The sequence below is a fragment of the Candidatus Pseudothioglobus sp. Uisw_086 genome, from assembly GCF_048085745.1.
Lineage (GTDB): Bacteria > Pseudomonadota > Gammaproteobacteria > PS1 > Pseudothioglobaceae > Pseudothioglobus.
Genome location: NZ_CP159803.1, coordinates 695,044 through 711,629, shown reverse-complemented (window position 1 = coordinate 711,629; position 16,586 = coordinate 695,044). Strand labels below are relative to the sequence as shown.

Sequence of the window (16,586 nt, the reverse complement as noted above, 5' to 3'; positions counted from 1 at the left end):
CTAGAGATGCCTTTACTTCATGCTCTACCATTTATCGCTTATCTACTTTCTGGACTTTTACTAACCAGATATTTTGTTTTAGATTCAGTAACAAATCAACATCGAACAATTGTTAATTTAATGCTTCTAATAGCTTGCTCTTCGCATGGCTATATTCTGTTTGAGTTGTGGCAGCATGATGGTGTATTTTTTGGACTAACTGTGAGTATTTCTTTTGTAGCATGGGTTGTAGCTACGCTTTTATTTCTAACCTCTTTCAGTAAGCCTATTCACTCTCTAGGGATCCTTGTATACCCTCTAAGTGCATTTGCAGTCATTATTGCTTTTTTATTTCCAGGAACCCAAGGTAAGCTTATTTCTATGTCAATTGCAGCGCATGCTTTTCTGTCAATTGGTGCATACGCTCTTCTTGCCATTGCAGTTGCTCAGTCAGTCCTTGTAAGTATCCAAGAGCGTTTTTTACATGAACATAACTTTAATACTTTTGTCGATAAGCTTCCAGCACTTCAAACTATGGAAGCGTTCCTTTATCAAACATTAAAGATGGGGTTTTTGCTTCTTACCCTCTCTTTAATCTCAGGTTATCTCTATATTGATGATTTTTTTACACAAAAACTTACCTATAAAACTATCCTCTCAATCATTGCCTGGATTGGTTTTGCTGGGATTCTGCTTGGGCATAAGATTTTTGGCTGGAGAGGAAAACTTATAGCAGTATCAACTCAAACTGCTTTTTCAATATTGGTTTTATCTTACTTTGGTACCAAGTTTTTTTTAGAGATATTATGAGTATAAAAATTTTAAATGGAGAATGCCTTTGCGGCATAGTCTCATGGCAAATGAAAGGGCCTTATGAGTTCTTTGGAATGTGTCAGTGCTCCCGATGTCGAAAAGTAACTGGGGCAGCATTTGCAACAAATCTTTTTGTCAAGCCTGAGCAATTTTTATGGCTTTCAGGTGAGAATAAAAGGGGCGAATACACTTTACCTCTTCCAAATACCTTTGGCAATGCATTTTGTAATAAATGTGGATCACGAGTCCCAAGGCAAACTGCAAAAGGTTGGATGTTATTACCGTTAGGCAGCACAATGGAAGCACCCAATATTAAGCCTACTTTAGTTCAGATTGAAGACCATACTGAATGGTTTACTAAATTAAATGAGATAGTTTAATCAATATGAAGAACTGCAAGAAAAGCCTCTTGCGGAATATCCACTCTCCCAATTGAACGCATCCTCTTCTTACCCTTTTTCTGCTTTTCAAGTAATTTCTTTTTCCGAGTAATGTCACCACCATAACACTTTGCCGTAACGTTTTTTCTAAGCGCCTTAACATTTGTTCTTGAGATTATCTTAACTCCAATGCATGCTTGGATTGCAACATCAAACATCTGTCTAGGGATGAGTTCCTTCATTTTTTCAGCAATTTCTCGGCCTTTATAAGTAGAGTTGTCACGATGAATAATTAAAGCCAAAGCATCAACACTCTCATTATTTATTAATATATCCAAGCGTATTAAATCAGCAGTCTGATAACGCTCAAAATGATAATCCATAGAGGCAAAACCTCTTGATGCAGATTTAAGTTTATCAAAGAAATCTAAAACCACTTCATTTAAGGGAAGCTCATAAACAATAGAGACTTGCCGGCCCATATAGTTTATATTTTTTTGAACACCTCTCTTTTCAACACAAAGGCTTATTACTGGCCCAACATACTCACTAGTTACTAAAATATTTGCTGTAATAATTGGCTCTCTAAATTCAGCTATAGTCTGAACTGGAGGAAGTTTTGATGGACTATCAATTTTTGTTACGTTGCCTTTAGTATCAAGAATTTCATAGATTACTGTTGGTGCAGTTGTTATTAAGTCTAAGTCATATTCACGCTCAAGACGCTCCTGAACAATCTCCATATGAAGAAGACCTAAAAAGCCGATCCTAAAGCCAAACCCAAGTGCGTCCGAGTTTTCAGGCTCATACTGTAAAGCCGCATCATTTAAGCGAAGCTTCGCTAGTGCATCTCTAAATTTCTCATAGTCTTCACCAGATGTTGGGAAAAGCCCTGCAAAAACTCTAGGCTGTACAGGTTTAAAGCCATCTAAAGGCTGCTCTACTGGATTTTTGCTACTAGTTATGGTGTCGCCAACTGGAGCCCCATCAATATTTTTAATACTGGCAATTAAGTAACCAACCTCTCCAGCTTTTAAGCTATCGGTCTTAGTTCTTTTAGGTGTAAAAATACCAACTTCATCCACTAAGTGTTCGTTTTTATTGGAGAATATTTTAATCTTTGTTTTAGCTTTAATTTCGCCATCGATAACTCTGATTAAAGAAACAACGCCTAAATAATTATCAAACCATGAATCAATTATGAGTGCTTTAATTGGGGCATCTATATTGCCTTCTGGGGCAGGAATTTTTTCAACAATCTGCTCAAGAATTTCTTCAATTCCAATGCCAGATTTAGCACTTGCATGGACCGCATCATGAGCTTCTACACCGATCACATCCTCTATCTCATCCACAACCCTCTCTGGCTCAGCAGCGGGCAAATCAATTTTGTTAAGAACCGCAACTACCTCAAGACCTTGATCTAAAGCAGTATAACAATTAGCGACTGTTTGAGCTTCAACACCTTGAGAGGCGTCAACAATTAATAGTGCTCCCTCACAAGCAGAAAGAGATCTAGAAACTTCATATGAAAAATCAACATGTCCAGGCGTGTCAATTAAATTAAATTGATATGTTTGACCATCTTTTGCATTGTATTGCAAAGAAACGCTTTGTGATTTAATCGTAATCCCTCTTTCTTTCTCAATATCCATAGAGTCAAGAACTTGTGACGACATCTCACGATCACTGAGTCCACCGCAATGCTGAATAAAGCGATCAGCAATTGTTGACTTGCCATGATCTATGTGCGCAATGATAGAAAAATTTCGGATGTTTTGCATATCAATGTTAAAATGACTGCTTTAAAATTAAAGCCATGAGATTATATCGTATATGAATAAAATAAACCCCACTACATGTGTCGCCACAAGTAATCTAAAAATTGACATTCCTGACAACCAGGGAAGAAACATTGTTCTCTACTTTTATCCAAAAGATGACACCCCTGGATGCACCATTGAAGGCAACGACTTTACTAGGCTCAATGATGACTTTGCTGCAAATAATTCACTGATCTATGGCGTCTCTAGAGACTCCATTGCATCGCACGATAAATTCATCAAAAAGTTCAACTACACAATCGACCTAATCTCAGACGAGGACGAATCTTTGTGTAAGCAGTTTGATGTTTTAAAGCTTAAAAAAATGTACGGCAAAGAGCACATCGGTATCGTCAGATCGACTTTCGTTATTAGCCCGGACGGAGACATTCTCAAGCAGTGGGATAAAGTCAAGGTGGATGGTCACGCTGAAGAAGTACTCGACTTTATAAAGGCACTATGAACTCAAACGTTGACCACGAAGAGGTAAATAAATTTGCAGTCCTAGCAGCGCGCTGGTGGGACAGAAATTCAGAGTTTAAACCGCTTCATGATATTAATCCGCTTCGCCTTAACTATATCAAAGAGCAGTGCGGAGGTACTCTCGAAGGCAAGCGCATTCTTGATGTGGGATGTGGTGGCGGAATTCTGAGTGAATCCCTGGCCCTTGAAGGAGCTACTGTGGTTGGTATTGATCTAGCTGAAGCGGGACTTGAAGTGGCTAAACTTCACCTCCTCGAGTCTGGCCTTGATATTGATTACCAATCCATATCAGCTGAGGATTTAGCTGAAAAAGAGACCGAATCTTTTGATGTCATCGCCTGCCTTGAAATGCTAGAGCATGTTCCAGACCCATCATTAGTTATTGAAGCTTGCTCTAAATTAGTTAAGTCAAATGGAAGGGTTTTTTTCTCAACTATAAATAGAAATCCAAAAGCATATTTCTTTGCTATTGTTGGTGCAGAATATATTTTAAATCTCCTACCTAAGGGGACTCATAACTATGAGAAGTTTATACGCCCAAGTGAGATTGATGGTTGGGCTCGAACTTGGGATTTATCAATTAGCTCAATGATTGGAATGACTTACAACCCAATTACTAAAAAATACAAACTAGGTGATGATGTAAGCGTTAATTATATGGTGCACTACAAGAAGGGATAGAAATAAATACAAAAATTTTTATGTAATGATTATTGCTTAGAAGCTTGATTTTTCTGTAACAGCCTAATTACAAAACATTCTTCGCTGATACTTCTATAGCATGCAGCATTGAGACTCCGAAAGATCGCATCGTTAGAAGGACATAAGAATCGTAATCATCTCTATAGATTATGGTTCCTATATGCTCCATAATAGTTCTAGAGACATTGCCAACAGAAAATACATTTTTACTTAGATCGATTGGACAAATTCGCTCCAAAACATCTCTGCTTCTTGGGCCATTAACCCTAATCATCGCCCAAGTATCAGATTGATCAGTATAGTAGGCAGGAGCATTTAATCTGCTTGCAATATTTGCTTCCGCATCATTACCTTCATAAGAAAAATAAGCTAGAACTTGGTTTTTCTGTAAACGCCAAAGCGTTATAGATGAGTCTTTAGATTGAGTTGATTGCTCCATTTCAGGAAGCGATAGGCCACAAGACTTTGTCATTGATGACTCAATCTCTTTAAATTTGGGCCTTGGTAATGCAACCATAACTAGTGACTTACCAATAACTTCTGAGACAGTTACTCCCTCAAACTCATGCTCAGCACCATCAAGTGCGGATTCTACTACTAATTCATAATCAGACACGTAAACGCTCTCCTTCTGGATCAACAAAGTGAGGGCTGCATATCTCAACTTCAATATCATTACCTCTCACTAAATCAACTGCTCGAACAAATTCGCCTTTACGGCTGTGTCCGCTCTTAATAAAACCAATACCAATATAGTGACCTAATATTGGTGAATAAATACAAGATGAAATCCAGCCTTGATCTGTTTCAGTCGATGGCTTATCTCTTAAATTAAGAAGATGTGAACCTGCTTGAAGAAGATCTTGAGTATTTACTGGCTTAAAACCAACCATCTGCATGCGATCATCACGAAGAAGGTCTTCACGCAATCCAAGCTTGTATCCTATAAAGTCTTTCTTGCCAGAAATCATCCCTCCCATTCCTAAATCGTAAGCGCTAGTTTGACCATTAAGCTCTGGACCAGCAGCGTGGCCTTTTTCAATTCGCATTACGCCTAAGGCTTCAGTGCCATAAGGCACAACATTAAACTCTTCACCCGCTTCCATTAGAGCCCTCATAAGTGAATCACCATAGCGAGTTTGAACAGCAATTTCGTAAGCTAATTCACCTGAAAATGATATTCTAAACAGCCTTGCAGGTATTCCACCACAAATTGTAATCTCACCTGCAGCCATATAAGGGAAAGCTTCATTTGAAATATCATAATCAGAATCTACAACTTTTTGAAGTAACTTTCGTGAGTTTGGACCAGCAACTGCATACTGTGCAAACTGCTCCGTAACTGAAATCATGTGTACATCAAGATCAGGCCATAAGCATTGATGACAAAACTGTAAATGGCGATAAACATTAACGGCATTTGCGGTAGTTGTGGTCATTACAAAATGATTTTCAGAAAGCCTTGCGGTTGTTCCGTCATCCATTACCATGCCATCTTCACGAAGCATTAGGCCGTAACGAGTTTTACCCACTGGCACTTTTGCAAAAGCATTTACATAGACTTTGTTAAGGAACTCTGAAACGTCAGCACCTTTAATATCGATCTTACCGAGAGTTGTTACATCACAAATACCAACTGATGCTCTTGTTTGTTTTACCTCACGGTCAACAGATTCACGCCAATGAGTTTCTCCTGGCAATGGGAACCATTGAGAGCGATACCACATTCCAACCTCTACAAAAATAGCATTTTGCTCAACAGACCATTTATGGCTTGGAGTATATCGTGTTGGATAAAATTCCATTCCACGCCTTCTTCCTGCAAATGCTCCAATTGCTACTGGAGAATAGGGAGGCCTAAATATCGTAGTTCCAGTCTGTTCCATGGTTTGGCCCATATTATCGGCCATAATACCAATTCCAAGAACGTTAGCAGTTTTACCTTGGTCAGTAGCCATACCTAAGGTTGTATAGCGCTTAACATGCTCAACTGATTTAAATCCCTCTTGGTTTGCAAGCTTAATATCTTTTGCAGTAACGTCATTTTGAAGATCAACCCAAGCACGATTTTTTCCACTTGGAACTCCCCAGTTTGCAGTGACGCTATATGAAACTGTTTGAGTTTCAGCTGGATCTAATTCTTTAACTTTATAGCCTAGATCTGAAGCGACAGACGAGCCCTCATTGTGCCCTTCAATAATTGCATCAGATAGTACCATTGTTCCTTTAGCTCTTCCCGCAACTGACATTCCAGGTGGATTTGATTCATCTGGAATAAAAGATGCAATCTTTTCGTTCCACTTTGGAATTCCGCGGTGATGACACGTTAAATGAAGGTTTGGATTCCATCCACCTGAAACAGCTAGACAATCTGTATCTATTGATTTTCCATTAGTTAGTTTGATCGATTTTAGGGCTCTTCTACCTAAGGTATCTGAAACATCAGTACCCATAAAAATTTCAGCGCCCGGCACTCTTAATACAGGACTAATCGAGCGAGAATCAATTACAGCAACAACTCGTATATTATTCAAAACCAAGTCTCTCGCAGTATTCCAGCCGTCATCATTATTTGTATAGACTGAAACTTTATCACCTGTAGCAACTGCAAATCTATTTGCATAAGATCTCACAGCGCTTGCAAGCATAATACCTGGACGATCATTATTTCCAAATGCTATCGATCTTTCGATTGCACCAGCACAAAGAATTGAGCGCTTAGCATAAATTCTCCAATTGACCTGACGAGGCTTATCTTTATCTTCCCTAGCCTCTGATGCTCTATTTTCGATTGCGCCATAAATGCCATGATCATATACTCCAAAAATAGTTGTATCTGACATCAATGTAACGTTTTCCATTGTGCTTAAAGCAGCAACTGTATCTTTTGCCCATTTACTACCAGACATACCATTAATTTTTAAAGATTCGGTGTTGAGTCTTCCACCCATTAAAAAGTCTTCATCAGCAAGTATAACTTTTGCGCCCGAACTGGCAGCCGTAATTGCAGCTGATAAACCGGTTGCGCCAGCACCAATAATTAGAATATCACAATAGCGAAAACCTTTATCATAAGTATCTGGATCAGGCTCAGTCGAGAGAGTTCCTAGTCCAGCAGCATTTCGAATTGCAGGCTCATAAAACTTCTCCCAAAAAGCTTTAGGCCACATAAAAGTTTTATAATAAAACCCAGCACCAAGCAGTGGGGATAAAAAATCTGTAATAGCCATAAGATCAAAACCTAATGGGCCTCTATGGTTTTGACTATTTGCCTCTAATCCGTTATATAACTCAGTGTTAGTTGCTCTAGTGTTTGGATCTTTATAGGCACCATTACCAATCTCCATAATTGCATTTGGCTCCTCAGAGCCGGCAGTAACTATTCCGCGAGGACGATGGTACTTAAATGAGCGTCCAACTAATTTTTTATTATTTGCGAGTAAAGCTGATGCAAGCGTATCACCTTCATATCCAGTTAATATTTGGCCATTAAAAGTAAAGCTTAAAGATTTTTTTTGATTTACTAAGCCGCCTTTTATTCTATTAACTTGACTCATTTTCCTCTACCTATTTCTCTTGAAACATCTTGAGCTAACTCAACATTAAGAATTTCATGTGATAAAGTATTTCTAGTAACAACCAACCAAGACTGATCGCCCTGCTCGTGGTACCAAAGCTCACGATGATCGCCAGCAATATTTTCTCTAATGTATTGGTATTGGTAAAAGTCTTCAGCAGAAGCATCTTGCTCCCAATTATTAGGACGCTTTATAAGGTCAGCTGTACCTAAATAAACAAATTCTTCTGAATCACGAGGACCAAGTAATGGATGATTTATTATCATAATGTCCTCCTAATGCAGATTTGGTTGAGCGCCAACACCTTTCTCATCAATCATTGCGCCACGCCTAAATCGATCAAGTTTAAATGCTGTTGCTACTTCGTGTGGGGAGTTTGTTGCAAGCAAGTGAGCATAACAGTAACCACTAGCAGGCGTTGCCTTAAAGCCACCATAACACCAACCACCATTAAAAAATAATTCATCAATTTCAGTGCTATCTATAAATGGAGAGCCGTCCATTGACATATCCATAACTCCTCCCCACATTCTAAGTAATCTAGCACGGCCTATCATCGGCATAATAGCCATGCCGCCAGAGCATACATCTTCAACAACAGGCAGGTTTCCACGTTGAGCATAAGTGTTATAGCCATCAATATCGCCACCAAAAACAAGACCACCCTTGTCAGACTGAGAACAATAAAAGTGTCCAGCACCAAAAGTTATCACATTGTCCATTACTGGCTTAAGGCCTTCAGTTACAAAAGCTTGAAGAACATGACTTTCAATAGGAAGTTTAATTCCAGCTTTCGCCATCACTCTTCCAGATGAGCCTGCAACACAAACACCAACTCTTCCAGCTTTAATTTCGCCTTTAGTTGTTTGAACACCTAAACATTTACCATTTTCAATGTTAAAGCCTGTAACCTCACAGTTTTGAATAATATCCACTCCAAGATCACTAGCACCTCTTGCGTATCCCCAAGCGACAGCATCATGACGAACCGTCCCTCCACGAGGCTGCGATAAAGCAGCTTTAATTGGGAATCTTGGGTTATCCATATCTAAAAATGGATACCTTTCTTTTACTTCTTTTGCTTCTATAAATTCACAGCCCGCATCAGCAAATAGCATACCATTGCCTCTTCGAATAAATGCATCACGCTGAGCATCAGAATGGATTAAATTCATAATACCGCGCTGAGAAACCATTGCGTTATAGTTTAAATCTTGCTCAAGATTCTCCCACAGCTTCAGTGAAAATTCATAAAAAGGCTCATTTCCAGGCAGTAAATAATTTGACCTGATAATGGTCGTATTTCTTCCGACATTACCACCGCCTATCCAGCCTTTTTCAATAACAGCAACATTAGTAATACCATGATTTTTTGCTAAATAGTAAGCAGTCGCTAAACCGTGCCCTCCTCCACCAACGATGACAACATCATAACCGTCAGCTTTCGGCTCAGCATCACGCCAAGTTGGCTCCCAACCTTTATGACCAGTTAGTGCTTCTTTAAGTACCTTAAAAGCAGAATAGCGTGTTTTACTCACTTTTTTAGCTCCAAGGATAAGGACTATTTGAAACTGGATGAAGCTTACCCGCTTTAAAGCGACTAAACCTAAACGGCTCTAGAAGCTCTTGCTTTTCACCAAGCAACTCTTCAGCAACTAAGCAGCCAACTCCTAACATTTTATATCCATGATTACTGTCTGCAATTATTGTTACATTTTCATTATAAGTATCAATTACAGGGAAACTATCTGGAGTAAAGCAACCAATTCCGCCTGATGGCTCTTTATGATAATGAGGCATCATACCTTCAAATCTTTTATGACAATGCGCAAGAGCAGAAACCCACATTTCAGGGAAATCTTTACTTGCTGTAAACTCTTTACTTTCAGGGCCATATGGATCGATAGCAACTTCATTAACAGGTGTATCAACTGTATAAGGCGAAGCCCCTCCCTGGATACCACCAAAGCTCCAGTCAGGCTTATAATAGATTCCCCATAGCTCATCCGTAATAAGTGAGCCATCTACAGTAGAATACAAAGGCGCGTCAGTATCAATATGAAGAACTGGCGGAATCTTACCATCATTGGTTACTAAGGTTTCAGGATCAATTTCTAAGACACCCTCTTCTAACTGCCAAAAACGCCACATATCAATATCTTCATGAACCTCACCCTCAAGGTCCTTTAATTCAATTTGAGACGGAAGTCCAAGCATATGCCAAAAATCACGAACCCAAGGACCCGCTCCTATAATTAGGTTGTCACATGCAATCGTTCCTTTATCTGTCTCAACTGCAGTAACTCTTTGACCATTACCCTCAGAAACAAAACCTGTTATCTCAGTTTCAAGAACAACAGTAACACCTAAATCCAATACTTTTTTAGAAAGACCTTCCATCGCTTTAACGTTATTTGCATAGCCACCTGGCTTTTCATGAAGAACTGAAGTAATTCCTTGCGCTTGCCAATCATCAAACATGTTTAGCATGTAATCACGCGACTCTTCCTCACCCTCAATAAAAACACTTTCATAGCCAATTGCAGCTTGCTCAGCATGGATTTGTTTAACATCCTCACGCATTTTTTCGCATGAAATTTGCATATATCCGTTTGGATGATAACTAAAGGCATCTGGATCACTTTCCCAAATACTAACTGAATGGGCCATCAATTTTCTCATAGCAGGTTGAAAATAATTATTACGAACAACACCGCAAGCAATTCCAGTTGCTCCAGCTGCAATTCTATTTGCTTTATCAATTATTACAATACGCCCGTTAACTCCCTCACCATCTGCAGTTAGGCGTTCAGCCAATCTCCATGCAGTTGATAATCCATGAATTCCTGCACCAGCAATAACATATTCGGCTTGACTTGGTAAAGACATACTAAACTCCTTTGTATTTTTTATTGTTAATAGAAATGTAAAGTTTAAATTTGAATAAAATCTAGTTTTTTAGTTATCATTATTATCTTTAAATTGAAAGCACTAAGTAGTTAAAAAATTCAAACTAAAGTGAAAATAATTCTATAGCTATATATAAAAAAATAATATACTTTCTTTAAGTTTTATGAATGACCCATAAATTAATAATATTTTAAATATATTTAGCTAATTATGCAATATAAGGGGCTAAGTAGAGCTTGAAAAAAACATGTATTAAAAAAGTACCAGTTATATTTAATTATGAATATTTGCTCTAATATAGTTAAAAAAGGTCTATTATGAAGGCTGTATATACAAAAAGTAAGTATACTTGGATTCAACATTTAGGGAACAACTATGTCTCGTAGATACTATAAATTACCGCCACTAACCTCTCTTGCAACTTTTGAGACTGCTGCTCGTCATAGAAGTTTTAAGGGTGCTGCTGAAGAACTTGGAGTTACTCCAGGTGCAGTTAGCCACCAAATTAAGTTTTTAGAAACCGAACTTGGTCTTTCGTTATTTGATAGGAAACACCATGGTAATAATTTAACCGATCACGGAGAATCTTTATTTGCTGTTCTTCAAAGTAGCTTTACAGCAATTTCTTCAACACTTGCAAACCTTAGGCGCTCTGCTACTGATAAAGAGGTAATTATTAGTGCGACCACTGCAATCTCTTTTCTTTGGCTACCGCCTCATTTAGCAGAGTTTTGGAAACAACACCCAGAAATACCTGTTAATCAACATGTAACTGATAATCCTGATTCTCAAGGGATTGCTGTTGATTTAAAAATTTGCTATGGTTTTGTTGAGAATGAGTCAAACCAAAAGCACACTCTTTTTCAAGATGAACTTGTTCCAGTATGTAGCCCTAGTTTTGCCAAAGAATACCCAAATATTACTGTTGAAGATTTAGCGCAGGCGCCTCTCATTCATCTCAGAGCAAAAGATAAAAATTGGTCAAATTGGTTCTCTTGGTTTAATGCTCTTGGATACAAAGGAAAAATCTCACCAGGAACTCATGTTAATAACTATATGATTGCCCTTCAAGCTGCTTCTGATGGAATGGGAATAGTCTTAGGCTGGAAGCGTCTGTGTAAACCTAAAATTGATAGTGGAGAGCTTGTTGTTCTGGGCGACACATCAATACCAGCTCCGTCAGCGATATACATTATGAGTGAAAAAGAAGATTTGCTCCCTGAAAATGTTAAAATTCTTAGAGATTTTCTAATTTCAAAATCATAAATTAATTGAAATGTATTCAATTTTTTAGAGTAATTTTATTAAGAATAATTACTTTACGCTGATAGTATCATAGCGTTTTTTACTTCAACTTTCTCTTCATGTCTATTCCACTTAGTAACTTAGACTCTGTCCTAACATCAACTGATAAAGCTAAAGGACTACCTAACGAGCACTATGTCAGTAATGCTGTTTTTGATGAAGAAAAAAAAGCAATTTTGTTTGACAATTGGTCAGCTATTGGCACTGGCAGTGATATACCAAATCCAGGAGATATAAAGCCACTGAACTTTATTGGAATGCCTTTGATATTGGTTCGCAACTCAAGTGGAGATATTAATGTATTTCAAAATACTTGTCGCCATAGAGGGATGATTTTAATTGATAAGCTAACAAATATAAAAGGAGTGATAAGCTGTCCATATCATAGCTGGTGTTACAATCTTGATGGTGATTTGTGTGCAACGCCCATGGTTGGAGGAACGGATATAAATACTCATGAGTCTATTAAAAATGAAGAGCTTGGTCTCTTTAAAATTCGATCTGCGGTCTGGCAAGACGTTATCTTTGTAAATATTTCTAATTCTGCTAAGGAGTTTACTGATTATGCTTCAAAAGCAATTGAGAGATGGTCTGAGTTTGAAAAACCCCTTCATCATGGAGGTGAGAGCTCTTCATTCAAACTTAATCTAGATACTAACTGGAAGCTAGCAGTTGAAAACTATTGTGAAAGCTACCATCTTCCTTGGGTCCACCCTGAGCTTAATGTTACTTCAAGTATAGAAGATCACTATCATATTGAGGAGATGGGTCATTTCTCTGGGCAAGGCTCTCATGTCTATAACCAAATGAAAAGTGATGATGGCAACGTATTTCCAGATTTTGAAAATTTGTCAGATGAGTGGGACACTAAAAGTGAGTATATAGCCTTGTACCCAAATGTACTTTTAGGAGTTCATAGGGATCACTTTTTTTCAATAATTATAGAACCAATCTCTACAAATAAAACAATTGAGCATGTCTCACTATATTATGCAAAAGATCCCTCTGAAATGCCAGAACTAAAAAAACTTATAGACTCTAACGCGTCTTTTTGGAAAACTGTATTTAGTGAAGATATTGGGGTTGTAGAGGGAATGCAGCGCGGAAGAAGTGGATTAATGTTTGATGGCGGAAAATTCTCACCAGTAATGGACAGTGCTACTCACTGTTTTCATCAGTGGGTAGCGAAATTTTTAAAAGACTTTAGGGGAAAGCAGTAAGCTAATTTATAACCTTGCTTTGTAGGCTGTTAAAGTATTCTCAAGTAATACTGCAATAGTCATTGGGCCAACGCCTCCAGGAACAGGAGAGATAGCAGAGACCATACCTTTGACAGCTTCATAATCTACATCACCCACCAGAGATCCATTATCAAGTCTATTAATACCAACATCGATAATAACGGCGCCTTCTTTTATCCAGTCAGCATTAACTAAGTTTGCAACTCCAGCAGCAGCAACAATAACATCTGCTGACTTAGTTTTAAGCTTAATATCTTTTGTTTCCTTGTGGCAAACTTGAACTGTAGCACCAGCATTAAGAAACTCCATTGCCATTGGCCTTCCAACAATATTTGAAGCGCCGATGATTACGCAATCCTTACCCCTTAAGTCACACTTGATAGAGGCTAACATTTTCATAACGCCTCTAGGAGTACAGGGACTAATGAATGGTTTCTTTAAACTTAACTTACCAATATTTTCACTACTAAAGCCGTCAACATCTTTTTCGGGAATAATCGACTCAATTATGACATTTGCATCAATGTGAGCAGGCAATGGAAGTTGAACTAAAATACCATCAATATTATTATTTTCATTCAGCCTTTTAACTTCAGATAATAACTCCTCTTGAGTAATATTTGATGATTTATGAATTTGGTCTGAATAAAACCCAACCTGGACACAAGCTTTAGATTTATTTCTTACATAGACCTTAGAGGCTTCGTCATCACCAACTAAAATGACTGCTAGGCCAGGAGGTCTAGAATACTGCTTTACTTCGTTAGCAATATTTTTTCTAAGATTTTCAGCAAGAACTCTGCCATCTATAATCTTCATCTTAACAACTCTCCAGATTTTATAAATACAAAAGTGCTATTATCGTGGCAAACAACATTTAAATTAGTAATTAATTTCAATTAGGTTTGAATTTTAAAAAAAGTCTTTAAATCACCTTAGATTAGTTTTAATCTATGCCCAGTAATTTTCTTCTTTGTGTAGCCCATGTTTGAATAAGATGATCGACAGCAAGTCCAATAAAAGCAACACATAAGCCTAGCAACAAGCCATTACCAATACCCTGTTTGTCAGATAAAGCTTTCAATATAAATTGTCCTAAATCATCAGTTCCAATCATTGCACCAATGATGACCATAAATAGGGCAAAAACAACGGTTTGATTAAGACCTAACATGATGTGAGGTAATGCAAGAGGCATTTCTATTTTAAGCCATCTCTGCATCCGATTAACTCCTGACATTGAGCCAGCATCTTGAAGTGCTTGAGGAACGCTTGTGAGGCCCTCTACTGTGTATCGAGTTGCTGGAATAGTCGCATAAACAATTACAGCAATTAGTACAGAAGTATCTGTAACACCAAAAAGCATAATAACTGGTATCAAGTAGATAAACGAAGGAAAGGTTTGGAAGGTATCACAAACCAACAAAATAATCTTACTTGCAATCTTGTTTCTGGCACAAAGAGAGCCAACGGTTATTCCAATTAAACCAGATACAATAACGCCAAAACTTGCCATGTAGGCAGTAATAAGAGCCCTCTCCCACCATTGTAAAAGAGCGATAACCAGTAAAAAACCACCAACGACCAGCGCAGACCTGATCCCGCCAATAATATAGCCAACGCCCATGACGAGTGTAAAGGTTGCTATGACTGGCATCGAGAGGTAAGCCGTCTTCATTGGAATAAGGACATCCTGAATTAACCAAGTGTTAAACCCCTGCAATGAAAAGAAAAAAGTATCCCAAATCCAGTCAACGCCTGACTGCCAAAAAAGTTGAGATGTGTAACCCTTGTTGTGAGGAATCATATAAAGATAATTGATTCCGTCCCTAAACAAAAACGTTCCTAGATATGCCAATAAACTTCCAACGAAAAGAATGGCAGCAAAAGATACCGCATACTTATGTCTTTCAATGAAAGGCAGGTCAGCAAAATAATCAGTTTGCTTGTTAGCCCATGCTAGAGATAGTTTATCTAAAAATACCGCAATAAGGACAATACAAATACCAAGCTCTAAAGCTTGGCCTATTTTTAGCTGATTTAGTGCAAGAAGTAAATTAAAGCCTAAACCTTTTGCGCCAATAAATGAAGCAATTACTGCCATCGCTAGGCACTGCATAATTACCTGGTTTACGCCAATCAGAATATCTCTTCTAGCTGAAGGAATTAAAACTTTAGACATCAGTTGAAAGTTATTACAGCCACTCATCATCCCCGCATCAATAACTTCAGGAGAAACCTTTTTTAAGCCAAGAAGTGTCAGCCTAATCATCGGCGGCGTTGCAAATATAATAGTTGCTATAGCGCCTGCATGATCACCTACACCGAAGAAAACCATGACTGGAACAAGGTAAGAGAAATGGGGCATTGTCTGTGCTACGTTTAGCAGAGGCATTAAGACTGTTTCAGTAGTTTTACTCTTATAGGCCCAAACACCAAGACTAAGACCTAAAATAAAAGATATTGGAGCAGCAACTAGAACAAATGAGAGTGTTTCCATGGCAGGCTCCCACTGACCAAAAACACTGATATATATAGTAGAAAAAGCAGCCAATATTGCTAAACCTCTTCCACTTAAAAAATAGCCAATCATAATCGCTGAAGCAGACACAACAGTCCATGGAAGTCCGGGCCAAACTGCCCACTCATTCGCATCAGACCACTCCCAGCTTGTAAAGGCAACAATTGTTTTAATTCCACCCAATAAGATCTCACGAATAAACTCAATAGCAAAGAGAATAGAGCGAGAAAAACCTCTAGTTATCTCCTTAACCATTGCAGATTCGTCATAATCTTCAATATCTGGATCATAAATTTCAACCGGCCACCATTCGTACATTACAAATTCTGCAGAATCATTAATGATTTGGTTCATTGTCCAAAAACTACTTGTGGTGATGTCACCAAAAAACCAATTCAATAGTGTTGGTAGGATTAGAAAGCCAACAATAATTCCAGCAGGTATATAGACAAACAACTTTGTCCAGTTTTGTTTAAACCAGACAATTGGAAGATCTCTAGTTTCCTTAGTAGTCAAAAGAAACTTTCTAAATAACAAACCAAGAATAGTTAAGAGAGCTATGAGTTTAAATACTATTGAAGTATCTGTAACTGGATTAAAAAAGTTTAATTCTGGAAGTCTTACTAATTGAGGTGGGAGCTGACCACTAAGAATCATTCTAAATGACTCCGAGAAACCAACTATGGCATCGATTTCTCCAGATTTAACTTTATTAGCAAAACCATCACGAAGTGAAATAATATCGTGATATTCTCCCGTCATTGACATGAGAATAAAAAATACAATTAAAACAATGCCAAATTGAAGAAGTTTAGGATTATTTTTAAGAAATTCCATAGTCAGTTTATCTA

At 38.0% G+C, this 16,586-nt stretch carries 14 protein-coding genes; 6 read left to right on the top strand and 8 right to left on the bottom strand.

The features are described from left to right. Nucleotides 1-6: 6 nt before the first annotated feature. Entirely contained in the window at nucleotides 7-789 is a 783-nt protein-coding gene (locus ABXT49_RS03545; RefSeq protein ID WP_416653256.1) for a cytochrome C assembly family protein, read from the top strand. Beyond that, on the top strand, nucleotides 786-1,172 hold the full coding sequence (locus tag ABXT49_RS03540) for a GFA family protein (protein ID WP_416653254.1): 387 nt from the start codon (nucleotides 786-788) through the stop codon (nucleotides 1,170-1,172). Before ABXT49_RS03545 ends, ABXT49_RS03540 begins: the two co-directional genes overlap by 4 nt. Here ABXT49_RS03540 and lepA read toward each other — a convergent pair. Next, complete coding sequence (gene lepA / locus ABXT49_RS03535) at nucleotides 1,169-2,956, bottom strand: translation elongation factor 4 (protein ID WP_416653252.1); 1,788 nt, start codon at nucleotides 2,954-2,956, stop codon at nucleotides 1,169-1,171. The genes ABXT49_RS03540 and lepA overlap by 4 nt on opposite strands. Before the next feature lie 52 nt (nucleotides 2,957-3,008). Between lepA and ABXT49_RS03530 the strand changes: the two genes are divergently transcribed. Both ABXT49_RS03530 and ubiG read left to right on the top strand, forming a co-directional pair. Next, complete coding sequence (locus ABXT49_RS03530; RefSeq protein ID WP_416653250.1) at nucleotides 3,009-3,458, top strand: peroxiredoxin; 450 nt, start codon at nucleotides 3,009-3,011, stop codon at nucleotides 3,456-3,458. Beyond that, nucleotides 3,455-4,159 (top strand): bifunctional 2-polyprenyl-6-hydroxyphenol methylase/3-demethylubiquinol 3-O-methyltransferase UbiG, encoded by a 705-nt coding sequence (gene ubiG, locus ABXT49_RS03525; RefSeq protein ID WP_416653248.1) that lies wholly within the window; start codon nucleotides 3,455-3,457, stop codon nucleotides 4,157-4,159. Before ABXT49_RS03530 ends, ubiG begins: the two co-directional genes overlap by 4 nt. Nucleotides 4,160-4,226: 67 nt before the next feature. Here the strand turns inward: ubiG and ABXT49_RS03520 are convergent, their stop codons facing one another. Genes ABXT49_RS03520 through ABXT49_RS03500 form a run of 5 tightly spaced genes read right to left on the bottom strand, consistent with a single transcriptional unit; the run spans nucleotide 4,227 to nucleotide 10,647 of the window. Continuing rightward, entirely contained in the window at nucleotides 4,227-4,796 is a 570-nt protein-coding gene (locus ABXT49_RS03520; protein WP_416653245.1) for a sarcosine oxidase subunit gamma, read from the bottom strand. Further along, nucleotides 4,789-7,737 carry a sarcosine oxidase subunit alpha family protein gene (locus ABXT49_RS03515; protein ID WP_416653243.1) on the bottom strand — a complete coding sequence of 983 codons (2,949 nt, stop codon included), beginning with the start codon at nucleotides 7,735-7,737 and terminating at the stop codon, nucleotides 4,789-4,791. The genes ABXT49_RS03520 and ABXT49_RS03515 overlap by 8 nt, the downstream gene beginning before the upstream one ends. Continuing rightward, nucleotides 7,734-8,024, bottom strand: coding sequence for a sarcosine oxidase subunit delta (locus ABXT49_RS03510; protein ID WP_416653240.1), 291 nt, complete (start codon nucleotides 8,022-8,024; stop codon nucleotides 7,734-7,736). The genes ABXT49_RS03515 and ABXT49_RS03510 overlap by 4 nt, the downstream gene beginning before the upstream one ends. Nucleotides 8,025-8,033: 9 nt before the next feature. Further along, nucleotides 8,034-9,296 (bottom strand): sarcosine oxidase subunit beta family protein, encoded by a 1,263-nt coding sequence (locus ABXT49_RS03505; RefSeq protein ID WP_271542003.1) that lies wholly within the window; start codon nucleotides 9,294-9,296, stop codon nucleotides 8,034-8,036. A 4-nt stretch (nucleotides 9,297-9,300) separates the two neighbouring features. Continuing rightward, a complete protein-coding gene (locus tag ABXT49_RS03500; RefSeq protein ID WP_416653237.1) occupies nucleotides 9,301-10,647 on the bottom strand; it encodes an NAD(P)/FAD-dependent oxidoreductase in 1,347 nt (448 codons plus the stop codon). Nucleotides 10,648-11,043: 396 nt separating this feature from the next. On the opposite strand from ABXT49_RS03500, the gene ABXT49_RS03495 reads away from it, so the two are divergent. After that, complete coding sequence (locus ABXT49_RS03495; RefSeq protein ID WP_416653235.1) at nucleotides 11,044-11,934, top strand: LysR substrate-binding domain-containing protein; 891 nt, start codon at nucleotides 11,044-11,046, stop codon at nucleotides 11,932-11,934. Between the two features lie 98 nt (nucleotides 11,935-12,032). Continuing rightward, nucleotides 12,033-13,193 (top strand): aromatic ring-hydroxylating oxygenase subunit alpha, encoded by a 1,161-nt coding sequence (locus tag ABXT49_RS03490; protein ID WP_416653232.1) that lies wholly within the window; start codon nucleotides 12,033-12,035, stop codon nucleotides 13,191-13,193. Nucleotides 13,194-13,199: 6 nt separating this feature from the next. Here the strand turns inward: ABXT49_RS03490 and folD are convergent, their stop codons facing one another. Then, complete coding sequence (gene folD, locus ABXT49_RS03485) at nucleotides 13,200-14,033, bottom strand: bifunctional methylenetetrahydrofolate dehydrogenase/methenyltetrahydrofolate cyclohydrolase FolD (protein ID WP_416653230.1); 834 nt, start codon at nucleotides 14,031-14,033, stop codon at nucleotides 13,200-13,202. A 127-nt stretch (nucleotides 14,034-14,160) separates the two neighbouring features. Next, on the bottom strand, nucleotides 14,161-16,572 hold the full coding sequence (locus tag ABXT49_RS03480; RefSeq protein WP_416653228.1) for an ABC transporter permease: 2,412 nt from the start codon (nucleotides 16,570-16,572) through the stop codon (nucleotides 14,161-14,163). Nucleotides 16,573-16,586 lie beyond the last annotated feature (14 nt).